Source organism: Antrihabitans cavernicola, assembly GCF_008297975.1.
Lineage (GTDB): Bacteria > Actinomycetota > Actinomycetes > Mycobacteriales > Mycobacteriaceae > Antrihabitans > Antrihabitans cavernicola.
On the sequence record NZ_VLNY01000003.1, the window covers coordinates 20,577 to 36,274 of the forward strand.

The window sequence follows — 15,698 nt, forward strand, 5'->3', positions numbered from 1 at the left end:
GAGGCGTCCGACGCGTCGATGGGGGCTCCGGATCGAATCTGTGGACAACTTTTCGGTTATGCACAGGGCGAACACGCGTAAGGGACCGCCAGTCCGCTAGGTCGGTATCGTGGAGCGGCGGCACTCGGAGTGCCGCTGTGACGATCAGAGCGTTGACTATCAGATGGGCGCAGAACCTTGGCGAACAACGAATCGCTTCAGTCCGAGCCGGGCGTGGCCGAAGCAGAGGCGGCGCGATCCGGACCCGCGCGAATCCTGCGCATCATCCCGGTCGTCCTGATTCTGGGGCTGCTCTTCGGTATCCCGTGGTTGGTGCTGGTCGCGTCCGCGCAGTGGCCGATGGTTGTCGTTGCACTCGGCTCGGCGCTGGTCGTCGCGGCATTCGTCGCGTTGCCGCTGCTGATGATGTTGGGCCACGGTCGTCGACATCTCGATCGTGCTGCCGCCGTCGGCGACGGACTGCTCGGCACGGTCTGGGTGCTGTTCGTCTGGACCTTGCTCGGCCTGCTGCTGCGTCTCGCGTTGTCGTTGGCCGGAATCGGCAGCGCGGCCCGAATCTCGGCAATCGTCACGCTCATAGTTGTTGCCGCGCTGTTGGTCTGGGGTTACACCGAGGCCATGCGGATCCCGCGAATCAAGAATGTCGACGTCGTGATTCCGCGTCTCGGGAAGGGACTCGACGGGCTACGCGTCGTCGCCATCACCGATACCCATTTCGGACCGATCAACCGGACGAAGTGGTCGCACGGCGTCGCAGACGCGGTCAACGGCCTCGACGCCGACATCCTGTGCCACGTCGGTGACATCGCCGACGGCACCGCCGTCCAGCGTGCTGCGATGGCTGCGCCGCTGGCGACCATGCGAGCACGATTCGCGCGTGTCTACGTCACCGGCAACCACGAGTACTTCAGTGAGGCGCAGGGCTGGCTCGAGCACATGGATCACCTCGGCTGGGACGTCCTGCACAATCGCCACACGGTCGTCGAACGCGCTGGTGACCGCCTCGTGGTCGCAGGGATCGACGACGCTACAGCGAAATCGTCGGGCGTTTCCGGCCACGGCGCCAACCTCGCAGCGGCGTTGGCAGGCACCGACCCCGACTTGCCCGTCTTCCTGCTCGCACACCAACCGAAGCAGATCGGCGGTGCGGTGAGCGCAGGCGTCGACCTGCAGATTTCCGGCCATACTCACGGCGGTCAGATCTGGCCGTTCAACTACCTCGTTCGTCTGGATCAGCCGGTTGTCCACGGGCTGAGCAAGCACGGGGAGCGCACCCAGCTGTATACGAGCCGCGGGTCCGGCTTCTGGGGCCCGCCGTTCCGGGTGTTCGCACCGAGCGAGATCACCGTGCTCACGCTGCGATCCGCTTAGCGCGAAAACCTGCTGTACCGTAGTTAGGTAATCCTAATAACGCGGGAGGTTTCGTGGCGAGACGACAGACGACGTTGACGGTCCAACGGACCGCGCGGGTGACGCCGAACATGGTGCGCGTGTACTTGGGCGATCCAGGCTTCGACGATTTCGAACCGAACGAGTTCACGGACTCGTACGTGAAGCTGCTCTTCGACGACGACGTGAAGCGCACGTACACGGTCCGATCGGTCGACGTCGAGGCGCGTGAGATCGCGATCGACTTCGTCGTACACGGTGACGACGGCATCGCCGGCCCCTGGGCGGCGAAGGTGACACCGGGGGAGACGATCTCGATGTTCGGCCCCGGCGGCGCCTATGCGCCGCGGACGGATGCCGATTGGCATCTGCTGGCAGGCGACGAGTCGGCGATACCGGCGATCTCGGCAGCCGTTGCAGCGCTGCCGGACGCGGCGACGGCGAAGGTCTTCATCGAGGTGATCGACGTCGACGGCGAGGTCGAGCTGCCCAGCCGCGCCAAGGTCGACCTGCAGTTCGTGCATCGGGGAACAGGTGACACCTCACCCCTGGTGGACGCCGTGCGAGAGGCCGAATGGCTCCCGGGTCAGCCGCACGTGTTCATCCACGGTGAGGCGGACGCGGTGATGCACGGGCTGCGTAGATACATCCGCCGTGACCGCGGAGTGGCCGCCGAATGGGCATCCATTTCGGGGTACTGGCGACGCGGTCGGACCGAGGAGGGCTTCCGGGTCTGGAAGTCGGAGTTGGCGGCAGCCGAGGCCCCGGCCTGACGGAGGCCTGCTCGCCAGTTATGACCTGCGCGTTCGAGCGCCTACACTGGTCGGGCGGTCTGTGCTCGCACAGGCCGACTTCGCGCGCCCGCGTATCGAGATGTTCCATTGTTTCGAACGAGGCCGTCGGCTGGTCCCGCTGGAGCTAGATGCAAAAGCGCAGGTCCTACGGTCTGCGGACGCCAGGGCAGGGGTCGAACTACGTCTCCTGCGACAACCGGCAATGAAAGAGAGATAACAGCCATGGCTGTTGTAACAATGAAGCAGCTGCTCGACAGCGGCGCTCACTTCGGGCATCAGACCCGCCGTTGGAACCCGAAGATGAAGCGATTCATCTTCACCGACCGCAACGGCATCTACATCATCGACTTGCAGCAGACGCTGACCTACATCGACAAGGCGTACGAGTTCGTCAAGGAGACCGTTGCCCACGGCGGCACCGTCCTCTTCGTCGGTACCAAGAAGCAGGCGCAGGAATCGATCGCAGCCGAGGCCACCCGCGTCGGCATGCCCTACGTGAACCAGCGCTGGCTCGGTGGCATGCTCACCAACTTCTCCACCGTGCACAAGCGTCTTCTCCGCCTCAAGGAGCTCGAGGCCATGGAGCAGACCGGTGGCTTCGAGGGTCGCACCAAGAAGGAAATCCTCATGCTCACGCGTGAGATGACCAAGCTGGATCGCACCCTCGGTGGTATCCGGGACATGGCCAAGGTTCCGTCGGCCATCTGGGTCGTCGACACCAACAAGGAGCACATCGCCGTCGGTGAGGCTCGCAAGCTGAACATCCCGGTTATCGCAATCCTGGACACCAACTGCGATCCCGACTTGGTCGACTACCCGATCCCGGGTAACGACGACGCGATCCGTTCCGCGGCACTGCTGACCAAGGTTGTCGCCTCTGCTGTCGCCGAAGGCGTGCAGGCCCGTGCGGGCCAGTCGTCCTCCGACGACAAGCCTGAGGTCGGCGCGGGCGAGCCGCTCGCCGAGTGGGAGCTCGAGCAACTCGCGCAGGCATCCCCGGCCGCCGAGGCCACCCAGGAAGCCGCTGCCGAGGCGCCTGCCGCCGAGGCTGCCGCAGCTCCGGCTGCCGACGCCTGATCGGTTCAGCCCTACCGGACGTTCATCTTGCCGACCTTTCCAATCGCGGAAAGGTCGGCAAGCATGATTCCAGACTCCAGCACGCCCAATCTTCGAAGGAGGCTCGCCCACGATGGCGAACGCCGAAACACCGAAATACACCGCCGCTGACGTCAAGCGGCTCCGTGAGCTCACCGGCTCCGGAATGATGGATTGTAAGAACGCACTTGCCGACAACGACGGCGATTTCGACAAGGCCGTCGAGCAGCTGCGGATCAAGGGTGCCAAGGACGTCGGCAAGCGCGCCGAGCGCTCCACGGCCGAAGGCCTGGTCGTCGCCAAGGGTGGCGTCCTCGTCGAAATCAACTGCGAGACCGACTTCGTCGCCAAGAACGACGAGTTCCAGCAGGTTGCCGACGCGATCGTCACCGCTGCTGCCGCAGCCAAGCCTGCCGACCTCGACGCCCTCAAGGCGCTCGACGTCAACGGCAAGACCGTCGACGCCACCGTCCAGGAACTTTCCGCCAAGATCGGCGAAAAGCTGGAACTGCGTCGCGTCGTGTCCTACGACGGCCCGGTTGCCACCTACCTGCACAAGCGCAGTGCGGATCTGCCCCCGACAGTCGGCGTTCTCGTCGAGTACAAGGGCGAGGGTGACGCTGCCGCGGAGGCCGCTCGCGGTGCCGCCATGCAGGTCGCAGCACTCAAGGCGAAGTACGTCACCCGCGACGAGGTCCCGGCGGACGTCGTCGACGGCGAGCGTCGCATCGCCGAGCAGACCGCCAAGGAAGAGGGCAAGCCGGAGGCTGCGCTGCCGAAGATCGTCGAAGGCCGCGTCAACGGCTTCTTCAAGGATGTCGTGCTGACCGAGCAGTCCTCGGTGCAGGATTCCAAGAAGTCGGTCAAGGCCATCCTCGACGAGGCCGGCGTGACCATCACCCGTTTCGCACGCTTCGAGGTCGGTCAGTAACCGACCTCAGCGCACAGCAGTCGACCCCGTACGCCGCGCGGCGTACGGGGTCGACTGCTTTCTGGGTATCACCCAAGTGCTGCAACCACTTCCGGCAGCCTGCCGACTGCGTGAGCCAATGCGAGATGGTTGTGATAGTCCCGCGATTCGACGATCTTGCCGTCGCGCACCCGCATCACCACGATGTTCGCGACCTCGAATCGTTTGCCGGTCGCGACGATCAGCGCGTGATAGTCGAATTCGCCGATCACCACCTCCGGATCGTCGGTCCGATGGATCACCAGGTTGGCAACGTCGAACTGGAGCGCCGCTGCGGCGGGCGATGCGAAGTGTTCGCGTATCTCGTCGCTGCCGTGCCATGCAGTGGTGCCGACCATTCCGAATGCGTGCCGAACCTCGGCGTTCTCGGCGTACAACTCGTGGAGTCGGTCTCGGCGACCAGTTGCGATTCCGTGGATCAGTGCCTCGAATACTGCGCTGGGAGTGGGTGTCGGCATAGTGATCCTCCGAAGGTCGATGGCATAATCGGAGCGTAGACTCCGTTAATGCTAACATACGGAGTGACAACTCCGTTTGTCAATCGCCAGTCGAGAGAGGGTCCTTATGCCCGACAAACCGCTGCGAGCCGACGCGCGACGCAATCGCGCTCGCTTGCTGGAGGTGGCCGAGGAAGTGTTCTCGACCGAGGGTGCGGCGGCGTCCACCGAAGCCATCGCCCGGCGTGCCGGAGTGGGGATCGGGACGGTGTTTCGACACTTCCCGACCAAAGAAGACCTCCTGGAGGCGGTGTTCGTCGAACACATGCACCGGCTGGCCGCGTCTGCAGAAACGCTCGCCGATACCGGGGATCCGAGCACGGCTTTCTTCGAGTTCTTCCGTGCCGTGGTCGACGGCTCGGTGACCAAGAACGCGCTGGTCGGGGCGTTGGAGGCTGTCGGTCTGGATGCGCGAGACGCGGCATCCTCGACGCGGGGCGAACTCAGGGGCGCGGTCACGACCCTCCTTGCCGGTGCACAGCGGGTCGGAGCCGTCAGGGCGGACGTCGACACCGCGGAGGTGTTCGCGCTGTTGGTCGGCGCGTCGCGCGCGGTGGAGCACGCTGCCCGCTTCGATGTCGTAGGCGAGCGCACTGTCGGCTTGATCTTGGACGGTCTGCGGCCGCAGAAGTAATCCCGACGCCATAATCCCTGCCTCGATGAGGCAGGATAGGTGTGCCGTCCTGGAGGAATCCGTGGATGGCCGTTCTATGTACACCACCATTTTCGAGGAGACCGATGACGGATCCGGCTACCGACCGACCTGGCTATCAGCGCGTCGTACTCAAACTCGGTGGCGAAATGTTCGGTGGCGGCAAGGTGGGCCTCGATCCCGACGTGGTGACCACGGTGGCGGAGCAGATCGCTGAAGTGGTTCGCGGTGGCGTCCAGGTGGCAGTGGTGATCGGCGGCGGCAACTTCTTCCGCGGCGCCGAACTCGAAGAACACGGCATGGAACGTGCGAGGTCGGACTACATGGGCATGCTCGGTACGGTCATGAACAGTCTTGCGCTGCAAGACTTCCTGGAGAAGCAGGGTGTCCAGACGCGCGTGCAGACGGCCATCACCATGGGTCAGGTTGCCGAACCGTACCTGCCGCTGCGAGCCCGCCGACACCTCGAGAAGGGTCGCGTCGTGATCTTCGGCGCGGGCATGGGAATGCCGTACTTCTCCACGGACACGACGGCTGCGCAGCGCGCTCTCGAGATCGGCGCGGAGGTCGTTCTCATGGCGAAGGCCGTCGACGGCGTGTACTCGGCCGATCCGCGAACGGATCCGACTGCCGAGCTGTACACCCAGATCACCCATCGAGAGGTGATCGAACAAGGGCTCAAGGTTGCCGACGCGACGGCGTTCAGCCTCTGCATGGACAATCAGATGCCGATGCTGGTTTTCAATCTCCTTACGCAGGGAAATATTGCCAGGGCGGTATCGGGTGAGAAGATCGGAACACTGGTCAAAACAGATTGAGCACGACCAGCCGCGATAGATACTTGCGCGAACGATACTTGGAGGAACGGCCGTGATTGATGAAGCTCTCTTCGAGGCCGAGGAGAAGATGGAGAAAGCCGTCTCGGTAGCGAGGGACGATCTCGGCAGCATCCGTACCGGACGCGCCAACCCTGGCATGTTCGCGCGCATCGTCGTCGAGTACTATGGTGCGCTCACGCCGATCACACAGATCTCCAGCATCAACGTTCCCGAGGCGCGTTTGGTGGTCGTGAAGCCGTACGAGCCGGCGCAGCTCGGTCCGATCGAGACAGCGATTCGCAACTCCGATCTGGGCGTGAACCCCACCAACGACGGCAACCTGATCCGCATTGCCGTTCCGCAGCTCACCGAAGAGCGCCGCCGTGAACTGGTGAAGCAGGCGAAGGCGAAGGCCGAGGATGGCAAGATTTCCGTGCGCGGTGTCCGACGCAAGTCGATGGACGAACTGTCGCGGATCCAGAAGGACGGCGAGGCCGGCGAGGACGAAGTGGGTCGCGCCGAGAAGGAACTCGACAAGCTGACCGGCAAGTACACGGCGCAGATCGACGAATTGGTCAAGCACAAAGAAGCGGAATTGCTCGAGGTCTAGGCCGCTCGAGTATTACGTTTGCTCGAGATCCAGCCAGGAAGCGACAGGAGTAAGACCGTGCCGACACAGGAGGGGACCCCGCACGCCGGCGTTCCCGACGAGCCCGCGTTGGATGTTCCCCCGCCGCAGCCGTCGGAGTCTGCGCCCGTCGCTGAGGCAGCCAAGGCTGAGGCGTCCAAGGCTGGGGCATCCAAGGCGGAGCCGTCCAAGGCGGAGCCGTCCAAGGCGGGGGCATCCAAGGCCGGCCGCAATCTGCCCGCCGCAATGGGTGTCGGCCTGACGCTGGGCATCTCGCTCATCTTGATCCTGACGTTCGTACCGCGCGTGTGGATCGGCGTCATCTCCGTTGCGCTCGCGATCGCGACGTGGGAAGTTGCGCGCCGATTGCGCGAAGCGGACGTTCTGGTGCCGCGAATCCCGCTGATCGTCGGCGGCCAAGCCGTTATCTGGTTGGGCTGGCCGTACGGTGCGATGGGCGTCCTCAGCTCGTTCATGGCGACGGTCCTGGCCTGCATGGTGTGGCGACTGTTCGATCACGGCCTCCGTGCGACACCTCGAAACTTCTTGCGTGACACGGCAATCACGGTATTCGTTGCCGCATGGATTCCACTGCTCGGCGCGTTCACCACGCTGATGGTGTTGGAGGAGAACGGCGCCCGCAAGGTGCTGGTGTTCATGATCGCTGTGGTCTGCTCGGACGTCGGCGGCTACGCGGCAGGCGTGCTGTTCGGCAAACACCCCATGGTGCCCGCGATCAGCCCGAAGAAGTCGTGGGAAGGCTTCGCCGGTTCGCTGGTGTTCTGCGTGATCGGCTGTCTGCTGACGGTCACCCTGATGCTGCATGCCAACTCGCTGATCGGAATTCTGCTCGGCGTCGCCCTGGTCTTCGTCGCAACGATGGGCGATCTGATCGAGTCGCAGATCAAGCGCGAGCTCGGCATCAAGGACATGGGTACGTTGCTGCCCGGTCACGGCGGCATCATGGATCGCCTGGATTCGCTGCTGCCGTCGGCGTTTGTCGCCTGGGCGGTTCTCACCGCGCTGGTGTAGCTTGCCCGTCATTCCCAGCCCGAACATCTGGCACTGGCCCGACGTCTACGAACTCGAGAATCGCGCGCAGGACGTCGACGGTGCCGTTTTCGCCGCGCTTGCCGAGGTTGCCGACTGGGCGGACCGCGACGTCGCCGACATCGGGTGTGGCTCCGGGTTTCACCTGCCCGCGTTCGGTAAGACCGCCCGATCGGTCGTCGGAGTCGAGCCGTACCGGCCGCTGATACCGGTCGCGGCGCGCCGCATTGTGGCGATGCCGAACGTCCGGGTTGTGCAGGGGTCCGCCGAGACGATCCCGCTCGAGGACGGTTCCACGGATGTCGTCCATGCCAGGACCGCGTATTTCTTCGGTGCGGGATGCGAACCGGGGATCGCGGAGGCTATGAGAATCCTGCGACCAGGGGGAGTGCTGGTGATCGTCGACCTCGACGCGACGGCGTATCCGTACGGCGAATGGATGCGTGTCGATATCGCGCATTACCGGCCCGATCTGGTCGAACGGTTCTTTGCGAACGCACGCTTCGAATGCCGACGTGTCGACACCCGATGGGAATTTCCGAACCGCGACGCAATGGCTGAGGTGCTGCGCATCGAGTTCACACCTCGGACCGCGAAGAAGGCGCTGCGCAGCACACCGGGTACGTCATTCGATGTTCGTTACCGCATTCACACGCTGCGCAAACCCAGTGGGCTGATCCTCAGCTGAGCCCGAACGCCGCCGCGAGCGCGTCGAACTTCTTGGCCTTCGCCAGCCGTGGCAGATCGCTGCCGTCGCGCACGCGCTCGCCGTTGGCGCCGAGCAGCTCGATGGTCTCGCGCGCCCAGACGATGTCTTCGGCGCTCGGGCTCAGGCCTTTGTTGACCGCGGGTGCCTGCTCGGGACGCATACACAGTTTACCGGTCATGCCCATGTTGGCCGTCAGTGCCGAATCACGTTGCAGGATGGTCTCGTTGCTGGTCAACGTCGGCCCGTCGATCGGACCCGGCAAGCGGGCCGCGCGGCTCGCAACGACCAGACGAGAGCGCGGATATGCCATTGCCATCGGGTCGTCGCTCATCCCGGTGTCGCGCCGGAAGTCGCCGCTACCGAAGGCGAGTCGGAAGGTGCCGTCGGCCCGTCCGATGTCCGCGACGGCTTCGAGGCCCATCGCCGATTCGATCAACGCCAGGATCTTCGTGCCCTCGGGCAGTCGGTCGGCGGTCGCTTCGACCTGCGACCCGCTCTCGGTCTTCGCCAACATCACGCCGGCAATGCTGGGAGCCTCGGCAAGGACAGCGAGGTCGTCGGCCCAGAACGTGGTGGTCGCGTCGTTGATTCGCACCCACAGCGACGACGTACCCGCCCGCCCGCCTGCTGCGAGCCAATCGGCTACTCGCTGACGTGCGCTCGGCTTGTCGGGCGCGGATACGGCATCCTCGAGATCGAGGATCACGGCGTCGACACCTGCCTCGGTCGGCGGGGCGAAACGGTCGGGGGCGTTGGCGGGGACCAGCAGCCACGATCGAGCGATGTCGGAAGCGATCGTGACCCCCGGATGTTCGGCGTGGATGGTCACTCGTACTCCCTGTATGTCGATGTCGTTGCTTGTAACCATGGTCACCCTGCCGAGCCCGTAAGGCCAGCTTGAGTAATTTAAGTACGCATGAATTTCGGAATTGGCCAGTGTAGTGCGTTGGATGGGACACTGGAACGCACTATGGCCGTTTCCCTCCCGCTCGTATTCGATGCACCCCGTCGTGGTTTGCCGCCGAGGCACCTCGCCGACTTGGACTCCGACGAGCGTCGCGCGGCAGTTCAGGAACTCGGCTTGCCCGCATTTCGCGCGGACCAGTTGGCTCGGCAGTACTACGGCAGGCTCGAGGGGGATCCGGAGAAGATGACAGATCTGCCGGCTGCCGTGCGCGAGAAGGTGGGCGCCGCGCTGTTCCCGCCGCTCCTCACGCCGGTCCGGCACATCGCATGTGACGGCGGCGAAACGCGTAGGACGTTATGGAAAGCGGGCGACGGAACGCTGCTCGAGAGCGTGCTGATGCGCTACCCGGACCGGGCGACGCTGTGCATTTCGAGCCAGGCGGGGTGCGGGATGGCCTGCCCATTCTGCGCGACCGGACAGGCGGGTCTGACTCGAAACCTGTCGACGGCCGAGATCGTCGATCAGGTGCGCGCCGCCGCGGCGGCCATGCGGGACGGCGACGTTTCCGGTGGACCTGGACGACTGTCGAACATCGTCTTCATGGGCATGGGTGAACCCCTCGCCAACTACAAGCGGGTGGTGGCGGCGGTTCGCCGGATCACGTCACCCGCACCTGACGGGTTGGGCATTTCCCAACGCGCGGTGACGGTCTCGACCGTCGGTCTGGCTCCGGCGATCCGCAAGCTGGCAGACGAGGGGCTGAGCGTCACCCTTGCGGTCTCCCTGCACACCCCGGACGACGAGCTGCGCGCGACCCTTGTGCCGGTCAACAATCGCTGGTCGGTAGCCGAAGTCCTCGATGCCGCAACCTATTACGCGGACACGACAGGGCGACGAGTGTCGATCGAATACGCGCTGATCCGCGACATCAACGATCAGCCGTGGCGGGCCGACATGCTGGGCAAGAAGCTGCACAAGGCCCTCGGTTCACGCGTGCACGTCAACCTGATTCCGCTGAACCCGACGCCGGGCAGCAAGTGGGACGCCAGTCCCAAACCGGTGGAAGAAGAATTCGTGCGCCGCGTGATCGCGCAGGGCGTCTCGTGCACCGTCCGCAATACCCGAGGTCAGGAAATCGCTGCTGCCTGTGGGCAGTTGGCTGCAGAAGGCTGACGCCCTGGTGCGTCGAAAGCGCACTTGCTGTCGCATCGCCCGAGTGGCGCGTGCGATATGTGCGCTCTCGTCGGTCGACTAGCGGTCGCGACGTTTCAGAACCGAGTCGCGAACGAGGATGATCGCGATCAAGGCTGCGAACCCGATCAGGTAGATGTCCTCGATGTGGCCCTTTTGGTTGCCGATCATCATCAGCAGCAGGAACACGATGACAGCGCAGCCGGCGATCTTGGCAGCCTTCGGCGACTCGCCACTCCAGCCCCACGCGGCGGACGGAACTTCGGCAGTGTCGACGTGACCCGAGACGATGGGGTCGTTGTCGGCGGGATTCAACTCTGTACCGGCCACGATCGCTCCTCTGCTGAACCGAATTCTGCTGACATTATCGTGGCATACGACCGCGCGTCGTAGCCAGTGGGGTAGCGCGTGGCGTCGATTGTTTCCAATCGGGAACAATGGGACGGTGGCTGCTCCCGAAACTGCACCGATCCGGGTCCTTCTGCTCGGCAGTACCGGCTCGATCGGTACTCAGGCCCTCGAGGTCATCGCCGCCAACCCCGACAAGTTCACCGTCGTCGGGCTCGCGGCCGGCGGCGGCAAGCCGGAATTGCTCGCGGAACAGATCATTGCGACCGGTGTGAGCAACGTCGCAGTGTCCGACGCAGTGGTCGGTGAGCGGCTTGGGGTGCCGCTGTTCGGCCCTGATTCCGTGACCGAACTCGTGCGAAGCACCGAGGCCGACGTCGTGCTCAACGCCCTTGTCGGCTCGCTCGGCCTGGAACCGACGCTCGCTGCGCTTGCCAGTGGTGCGCGCTTGGCCTTGGCGAACAAGGAATCGTTGGTGGCGGGCGGGTCGTTGGTGACGCGCGCCGCCGCGCCCGGGCAGATCGTGCCCGTCGACTCGGAGCACTCGGCCCTCGCGCAATGCCTGCGCGGCGGTACCGCCGACGAGGTCGACCGATTGGTGCTCACGGCGTCGGGTGGCCCGTTCCGCGGCTGGAGCGCTGCCGACCTCGAGACGGTGAATCCTGCACAGGCGAAAGCGCATCCCACCTGGTCGATGGGTCCGATGAACACCTTGAACTCGGCGACCTTGGTCAACAAAGGCCTCGAGCTGATCGAGACCCATCTGCTGTTCGGCATCCCGTACGACCGCATCGACGTGACCGTTCATCCGCAGTCGATCGTGCACTCGATGGTGACGTTCACCGACGGCTCCACGCTCGCGCAGGCCAGTCCACCCGATATGAAGTTGCCGATCGGACTGGCGCTGGGCTGGCCGAGCCGGGTGGCGGGGGTGGCGTCGGCGTGTGATTTCAGCACGGCATCCACCTGGGAGTTCGAGCCGCTCGACGCATCCGTCTTTCCCGCCGTCGAGTTGGCCCGCGAGGCAGGCACCCGTGGTGGTTGTCTCACCGCCGTCTACAACGCGGCCAACGAGATCGCCGCCCAAGGTTTCCTCGACGGGGTGATCAGCTTTCCCACGATCGTGCGCACCGTGGGCCGAGTGCTGGCCGACGCGGACGAGTGGTCGGCCGAACCCGCTACCTTGGATGACGTACTCGCCGCCGATACTTGGGCGCGCGAGCAGGCGCATGTGTTGGTCAAGGGAGAGGGCTAAAGCCGGATGGTGTTCGTTGTGGGGGTCGTGATCTTCGCCCTCGGTATCGCCACCTCGGTGGCCCTGCACGAGTGCGGGCACATGTGGTCGGCGCAAGCCACCGGCATGAAGGTTCGCCGCTACTTCGTCGGCTTCGGACCCAAAGTGTTCTCGGTGCATCGCAACGGGACCGAGTACGGACTCAAGGCCATTCCGCTGGGCGGATTCTGCGACATCGCGGGTATGACGGCCCTCGACGAGGTGGAGCCGCACGAGCTCGAGCGAGCGATGTACCGGCAGAAGACGTGGAAGCGCCTCCTCGTCATGTTCTGCGGTATCGCCATGAACTTCCTGCTCGGCTTCCTGCTGATCTTTCTGCTCGCCGTCACCTGGGGATTGCCCAACATCAACCAGCCGCCGCCGACGGCACTGGGCAAAATGGAGTGCGCGCCGTCGCAGAAGCTGGACGGATCACTCATCGACTGTTCAGGCGAAGGGCCCGCGCAGAAGGCCGGACTCCTCGACGGTGATGTCGTCACCGCCGTCAACGGCGTCAAGGTCGACACCTGGTCGGACTTCACCCAGGAAACGCAGAAGCAGACCGGCCCGTTCACGTACACGATCGAACGCGGAGGCCATGAGCTGACCGTTCCGGTCCAGCCCGATCGGGTTCAGCGCCTGGTCATCGACAAGAACACCGGCGCGAAATCGCTGAAGACCGTCAGTGCGATCGGTGCTGCGAAGGACTACTACGAGGACGTCAAGTACAACCCGCTCGCCGCGATTCCCGCATCGGTGGCGTTCACCGGAGACCTTGCCGGACAGACGTTTCACTCGCTGGCGCAGATGCCGACCAAGGTGGTCAACCTCTGGCATGCGGTGACCGGCGGGCAGCGCGATGCCGATACCCCGATCAGCGTGGTCGGTGCCAGCAAGATCGGCGGCGACCTGGCCGAGCGGGACCTGTGGGGGACGTTCATCCTGCTGCTGGCCAGCCTGAACTTCTTCCTGGGAGCGTTCAACCTGTTGCCGCTGTTGCCGCTCGACGGCGGGCACATGGCGGTGACGATCTACGAGAAGATCCGCAACATGTTCCGATCCCGCAAGGGTCTGCCCGCCGGCGCGCCGGTCGACTACCTCAAATTGATGCCCGCGACCTACGTGGTGATCTTCATCGGCGGCGCGTACATGCTGCTCACGTTGACGGCCGACATCATCAACCCCATCCAGCTCTTCCAGTGACGGTGACGTGCGACCGATAGAATCGTGCGTACCAGCACTCTCGAGCGTGTCAGCAGGAAAGTAGGCTTTCGTGACCACCTCAGTCGGACTGGGTATGCCGGCCGGACCCGCACCCGTGCTCGCGCCGCGCCGAACCACTCGCCAACTTCAGGTCGGAACGGTCGGTGTCGGCAGCGAGAGTCCGGTGTCGGTGCAGTCGATGACCACCACCAAGACCCACGACGTCAACGCCACACTGCAGCAGATCGCGGAGCTCACCGCGTCGGGCTGTGACATCGTGCGCGTCGCCTGCCCGCGGCAGGAAGACGCAGATGCATTGGCGACCATCGCCAAGAAGAGTCAGATCCCGGTGATCGCGGACATCCACTTCCAGCCCCGCTACATTTTCGCGGCCATCGACGCGGGCTGTGCCGCGGTTCGCGTGAACCCCGGCAACATCAAGGAATTCGACGGGCGCGTCGGCGAGGTCGCGAAAGCTGCAGGCGCAGCAGGGATTCCGATCCGTATCGGCGTCAACGCAGGCTCGCTCGATCCGCGACTGTTGCAGAAATACGGCAAAGCGACGCCGGAGGCGCTGGTCGAATCCGCCCTGTGGGAAGCAGGCCTGTTCGAAGAACACGGATTCGGCGACATCAAGATCTCGGTCAAGCACAACGATCCGGTCGTGATGGTAGAGGCGTACCGCCAGCTCGCGGCGAAATGCGACTACCCGCTGCACCTGGGCGTCACCGAAGCCGGACCGGCGTTTCAGGGAACCATCAAGTCCGCCGTCGCTTTCGGCGCGCTGCTGGCGGAAGGCATCGGCGACACCATCCGCGTGTCCCTGTCGGCACCGCCCGCCGAAGAAGTGAAGGTGGGCAACCAGATCCTGCAGTCGTTGAATCTGCGTCCCCGCAAGCTCGAGATCGTCTCGTGCCCGTCGTGCGGTCGCGCACAGGTGGACGTATACACGCTGGCCGACGAGGTGACCGCAGGGCTGGAAGGCATGGAGATTCCGCTCCGCGTCGCCGTGATGGGATGCGTGGTGAACGGTCCGGGAGAAGCGCGCGAAGCAGATCTGGGTGTTGCCTCCGGAAACGGCAAGGGCCAGATTTTCGTCAAGGGCAAGGTCATCAAAACCGTTCCCGAGGCGAAGATCGTGGAGACACTGATCGAAGAGGCGATGCGGATCGCCGAACAGTTCGAGGGCGAGGCCGAAGCCGGCGCACCCGTCGTCTCGGTCTCCTGAGTTCGGTACCAGCCTGACTCGCCCGGGTGCCATCTTCCGCGCGGTGCCTCGTTCATGGCACTCTGGTGGAGTGCTGAAGCTTCTCGGCGCACGTCAACTGGGTAGTCGCGACACGCCCCAGGTGCTCGATGTGCTGGACTCCGACCCCGTCGCCGCATGCATGGTTGCCGCGCGTGTGCAGGAATTCGGGCTCGAACCGCGTGCGTTTCAAGGGGAGCTGTGGAGCCGCGGCGGTCCGCACGAGTCGCTCTGCTTCTCGGGTGCGAATCTGGTTCCACTACGAGGTGATCGAGACGATCTGCGCGCCTTCGCCGATCGTGCGTCGCGCGGTCCGCGGATGTGCTCGTCCGTGGTCGGCCGCAGCGAATTGGCGCTGCCCCTGTGGGAGATGCTCGTCGGCGAATGGGGCCCCGCGCGGGAACTGAGGTCCGACCAACCGCTGCTGGCGTTGGGACACGCGGCGGCGATCGCGCCGGATCCCGCTGTGCGCCAAGTCCGCATGGACGAACTCGACTGCTACTTGCGCGCCGCGATCGACATGTTCATCGAGGAAGTAGGAGTCGACCCGCGCGCCAACGACGGTGGCAACGGATATCGGCGCCGGGTTGCCAACCTGATCGCGTCCGGTCGGGCATGGGCGCGTTTCGAAGACGGCCAGGTGTTGTTCAAAGCCGAAGTGGGCTCGATGTCGCGCACGGTCGGCCAGATTCAAGGTGTCTGGGTCGACCCTGCGCATCGTGGCCTCGGATACGGCGCGATGGGGACGGCCGCAGTCGCCAACGCCGTCGTCGCCTCCGGTCGCACTGCCAGTCTGTACGTCAACAGCTTCAACGGCGCTGCCCGGCGCACCTACGATCGGGTCGGATTCACGCAGATTGCCACCTTTGCGACGGTCTTGCTGGATTAGCGCTTCGTCTGCGCGGCCCTGCCTCCCCAGAACGTCGAG

The 15,698-nt window shown here is 64.6% G+C and carries 17 protein-coding genes; 14 read left to right on the plus strand and 3 right to left on the minus strand.

Annotated elements, in window-relative coordinates; all coding sequences use genetic code 11:
• Nucleotides 1–213: 213 nt before the first annotated feature.
• The 4 genes from FOY51_RS07280 to tsf all read left to right on the plus strand — a co-directional run bounded on the left by FOY51_RS07280 (nucleotide 214) and on the right by tsf (nucleotide 4,209).
• The gene (locus FOY51_RS07280; protein WP_235916185.1) at nucleotides 214–1,371 is read left to right on the plus strand and encodes a metallophosphoesterase; all 1,158 of its coding nucleotides are present in this window, start codon (nucleotides 214–216) and stop codon (nucleotides 1,369–1,371) included.
• Nucleotides 1,372–1,424: 53 nt separating this feature from the next.
• Nucleotides 1,425–2,162 carry a siderophore-interacting protein gene (locus FOY51_RS07285; protein WP_149429571.1) on the plus strand — a complete coding sequence of 246 codons (738 nt, stop codon included), beginning with the start codon at nucleotides 1,425–1,427 and terminating at the stop codon, nucleotides 2,160–2,162.
• Between the two features lie 243 nt (nucleotides 2,163–2,405).
• Nucleotides 2,406–3,260: a 30S ribosomal protein S2 gene (rpsB, locus tag FOY51_RS07290; RefSeq protein ID WP_149429572.1), complete on the plus strand. Its 855-nt coding sequence runs from the start codon at nucleotides 2,406–2,408 to the stop codon at nucleotides 3,258–3,260.
• Between the two features lie 112 nt (nucleotides 3,261–3,372).
• Nucleotides 3,373–4,209 carry a translation elongation factor Ts gene (tsf, locus tag FOY51_RS07295; RefSeq protein WP_149429573.1) on the plus strand — a complete coding sequence of 279 codons (837 nt, stop codon included), beginning with the start codon at nucleotides 3,373–3,375 and terminating at the stop codon, nucleotides 4,207–4,209.
• Nucleotides 4,210–4,277: 68 nt separating this feature from the next.
• Here the strand turns inward: tsf and FOY51_RS07300 are convergent, their stop codons facing one another.
• Nucleotides 4,278–4,706 (minus strand): nuclear transport factor 2 family protein, encoded by a 429-nt coding sequence (locus tag FOY51_RS07300; RefSeq protein ID WP_149429574.1) that lies wholly within the window; start codon nucleotides 4,704–4,706, stop codon nucleotides 4,278–4,280.
• Nucleotides 4,707–4,812: 106 nt separating this feature from the next.
• Between FOY51_RS07300 and FOY51_RS07305 the strand changes: the two genes are divergently transcribed.
• The 5 genes from FOY51_RS07305 (at nucleotide 4,813) to FOY51_RS07325 (ending at nucleotide 8,581) form a co-directional block, all read left to right on the plus strand.
• Nucleotides 4,813–5,379, plus strand: a complete 567-nt coding sequence (locus FOY51_RS07305; protein WP_149429575.1) for a TetR/AcrR family transcriptional regulator — start codon at nucleotides 4,813–4,815, stop codon at nucleotides 5,377–5,379.
• 104 nt (nucleotides 5,380–5,483) lie between these two features.
• Complete coding sequence (gene pyrH / locus FOY51_RS07310; RefSeq protein WP_149429576.1) at nucleotides 5,484–6,215, plus strand: UMP kinase; 732 nt, start codon at nucleotides 5,484–5,486, stop codon at nucleotides 6,213–6,215.
• 52 nt (nucleotides 6,216–6,267) lie between these two features.
• Nucleotides 6,268–6,825 carry a ribosome recycling factor gene (frr, locus tag FOY51_RS07315; RefSeq protein WP_149429577.1) on the plus strand — a complete coding sequence of 186 codons (558 nt, stop codon included), beginning with the start codon at nucleotides 6,268–6,270 and terminating at the stop codon, nucleotides 6,823–6,825.
• 57 nt (nucleotides 6,826–6,882) lie between these two features.
• Nucleotides 6,883–7,875: a phosphatidate cytidylyltransferase gene (locus tag FOY51_RS07320; protein ID WP_371830418.1), complete on the plus strand. Its 993-nt coding sequence runs from the start codon at nucleotides 6,883–6,885 to the stop codon at nucleotides 7,873–7,875.
• 1 nt (nucleotide 7,876) lies between these two features.
• Nucleotides 7,877–8,581: a class I SAM-dependent methyltransferase gene (locus FOY51_RS07325; protein ID WP_149429578.1), complete on the plus strand. Its 705-nt coding sequence runs from the start codon at nucleotides 7,877–7,879 to the stop codon at nucleotides 8,579–8,581.
• Here the strand turns inward: FOY51_RS07325 and FOY51_RS07330 are convergent.
• Complete coding sequence (locus tag FOY51_RS07330) at nucleotides 8,574–9,431, minus strand: HpcH/HpaI aldolase/citrate lyase family protein (RefSeq protein WP_235916186.1); 858 nt, start codon at nucleotides 9,429–9,431, stop codon at nucleotides 8,574–8,576. The genes FOY51_RS07325 and FOY51_RS07330 overlap by 8 nt on opposite strands.
• A gap of 141 nt (nucleotides 9,432–9,572) precedes the next feature.
• Between FOY51_RS07330 and rlmN the strand changes: the two genes are divergently transcribed.
• A complete protein-coding gene (gene rlmN / locus FOY51_RS07335; protein WP_149429580.1) occupies nucleotides 9,573–10,682 on the plus strand; it encodes a dual-specificity RNA methyltransferase RlmN in 1,110 nt (369 codons plus the stop codon).
• A gap of 78 nt (nucleotides 10,683–10,760) precedes the next feature.
• On the opposite strand, the gene FOY51_RS07340 is transcribed toward rlmN, so the two are convergent.
• Nucleotides 10,761–11,030, minus strand: coding sequence for a DUF2631 domain-containing protein (locus FOY51_RS07340; RefSeq protein ID WP_149429581.1), 270 nt, complete (start codon nucleotides 11,028–11,030; stop codon nucleotides 10,761–10,763).
• Nucleotides 11,031–11,145: 115 nt separating this feature from the next.
• Between FOY51_RS07340 and dxr the strand changes: the two genes are divergently transcribed.
• The 4 genes from dxr to FOY51_RS07360 all read left to right on the plus strand — a co-directional run bounded on the left by dxr (nucleotide 11,146) and on the right by FOY51_RS07360 (nucleotide 15,659).
• Nucleotides 11,146–12,303, plus strand: a complete 1,158-nt coding sequence (gene dxr / locus FOY51_RS07345; protein WP_149429582.1) for a 1-deoxy-D-xylulose-5-phosphate reductoisomerase — start codon at nucleotides 11,146–11,148, stop codon at nucleotides 12,301–12,303.
• A 6-nt stretch (nucleotides 12,304–12,309) separates the two neighbouring features.
• Nucleotides 12,310–13,524: a M50 family metallopeptidase gene (locus tag FOY51_RS07350; protein ID WP_149429583.1), complete on the plus strand. Its 1,215-nt coding sequence runs from the start codon at nucleotides 12,310–12,312 to the stop codon at nucleotides 13,522–13,524.
• 70 nt (nucleotides 13,525–13,594) lie between these two features.
• On the plus strand, nucleotides 13,595–14,752 hold the full coding sequence (gene ispG / locus FOY51_RS07355) for a flavodoxin-dependent (E)-4-hydroxy-3-methylbut-2-enyl-diphosphate synthase (protein WP_149429584.1): 1,158 nt from the start codon (nucleotides 13,595–13,597) through the stop codon (nucleotides 14,750–14,752).
• A 70-nt stretch (nucleotides 14,753–14,822) separates the two neighbouring features.
• Nucleotides 14,823–15,659, plus strand: coding sequence for a GNAT family N-acetyltransferase (locus FOY51_RS07360; RefSeq protein WP_149429585.1), 837 nt, complete (start codon nucleotides 14,823–14,825; stop codon nucleotides 15,657–15,659).
• Nucleotides 15,660–15,698: the final 39 nt, after the last annotated feature.

Bases quoted from the DNA above. Each gene is read 5' to 3' on its own strand.
- rpsB (WP_149429572.1), top strand. From the start codon at position 2,406: ATGGCTGTTGTAACAATGAAGCAGCTGCTCGACAGCGGCGCTCACTTC.
- tsf (WP_149429573.1), top strand. From the start codon at position 3,373: ATGGCGAACGCCGAAACACCGAAATACACCGCCGCTGACGTCAAGCGG.
- FOY51_RS07300 (WP_149429574.1), bottom strand. From the start codon at position 4,706: ATGCCGACACCCACTCCCAGCGCAGTATTCGAGGCACTGATCCACGGA.
- FOY51_RS07305 (WP_149429575.1), top strand. From the start codon at position 4,813: ATGCCCGACAAACCGCTGCGAGCCGACGCGCGACGCAATCGCGCTCGC.
- pyrH (WP_149429576.1), top strand. From the start codon at position 5,484: ATGACGGATCCGGCTACCGACCGACCTGGCTATCAGCGCGTCGTACTC.
- rlmN (WP_149429580.1), top strand. From the start codon at position 9,573: ATGGCCGTTTCCCTCCCGCTCGTATTCGATGCACCCCGTCGTGGTTTG.
- FOY51_RS07350 (WP_149429583.1), top strand. From the start codon at position 12,310: ATGGTGTTCGTTGTGGGGGTCGTGATCTTCGCCCTCGGTATCGCCACC.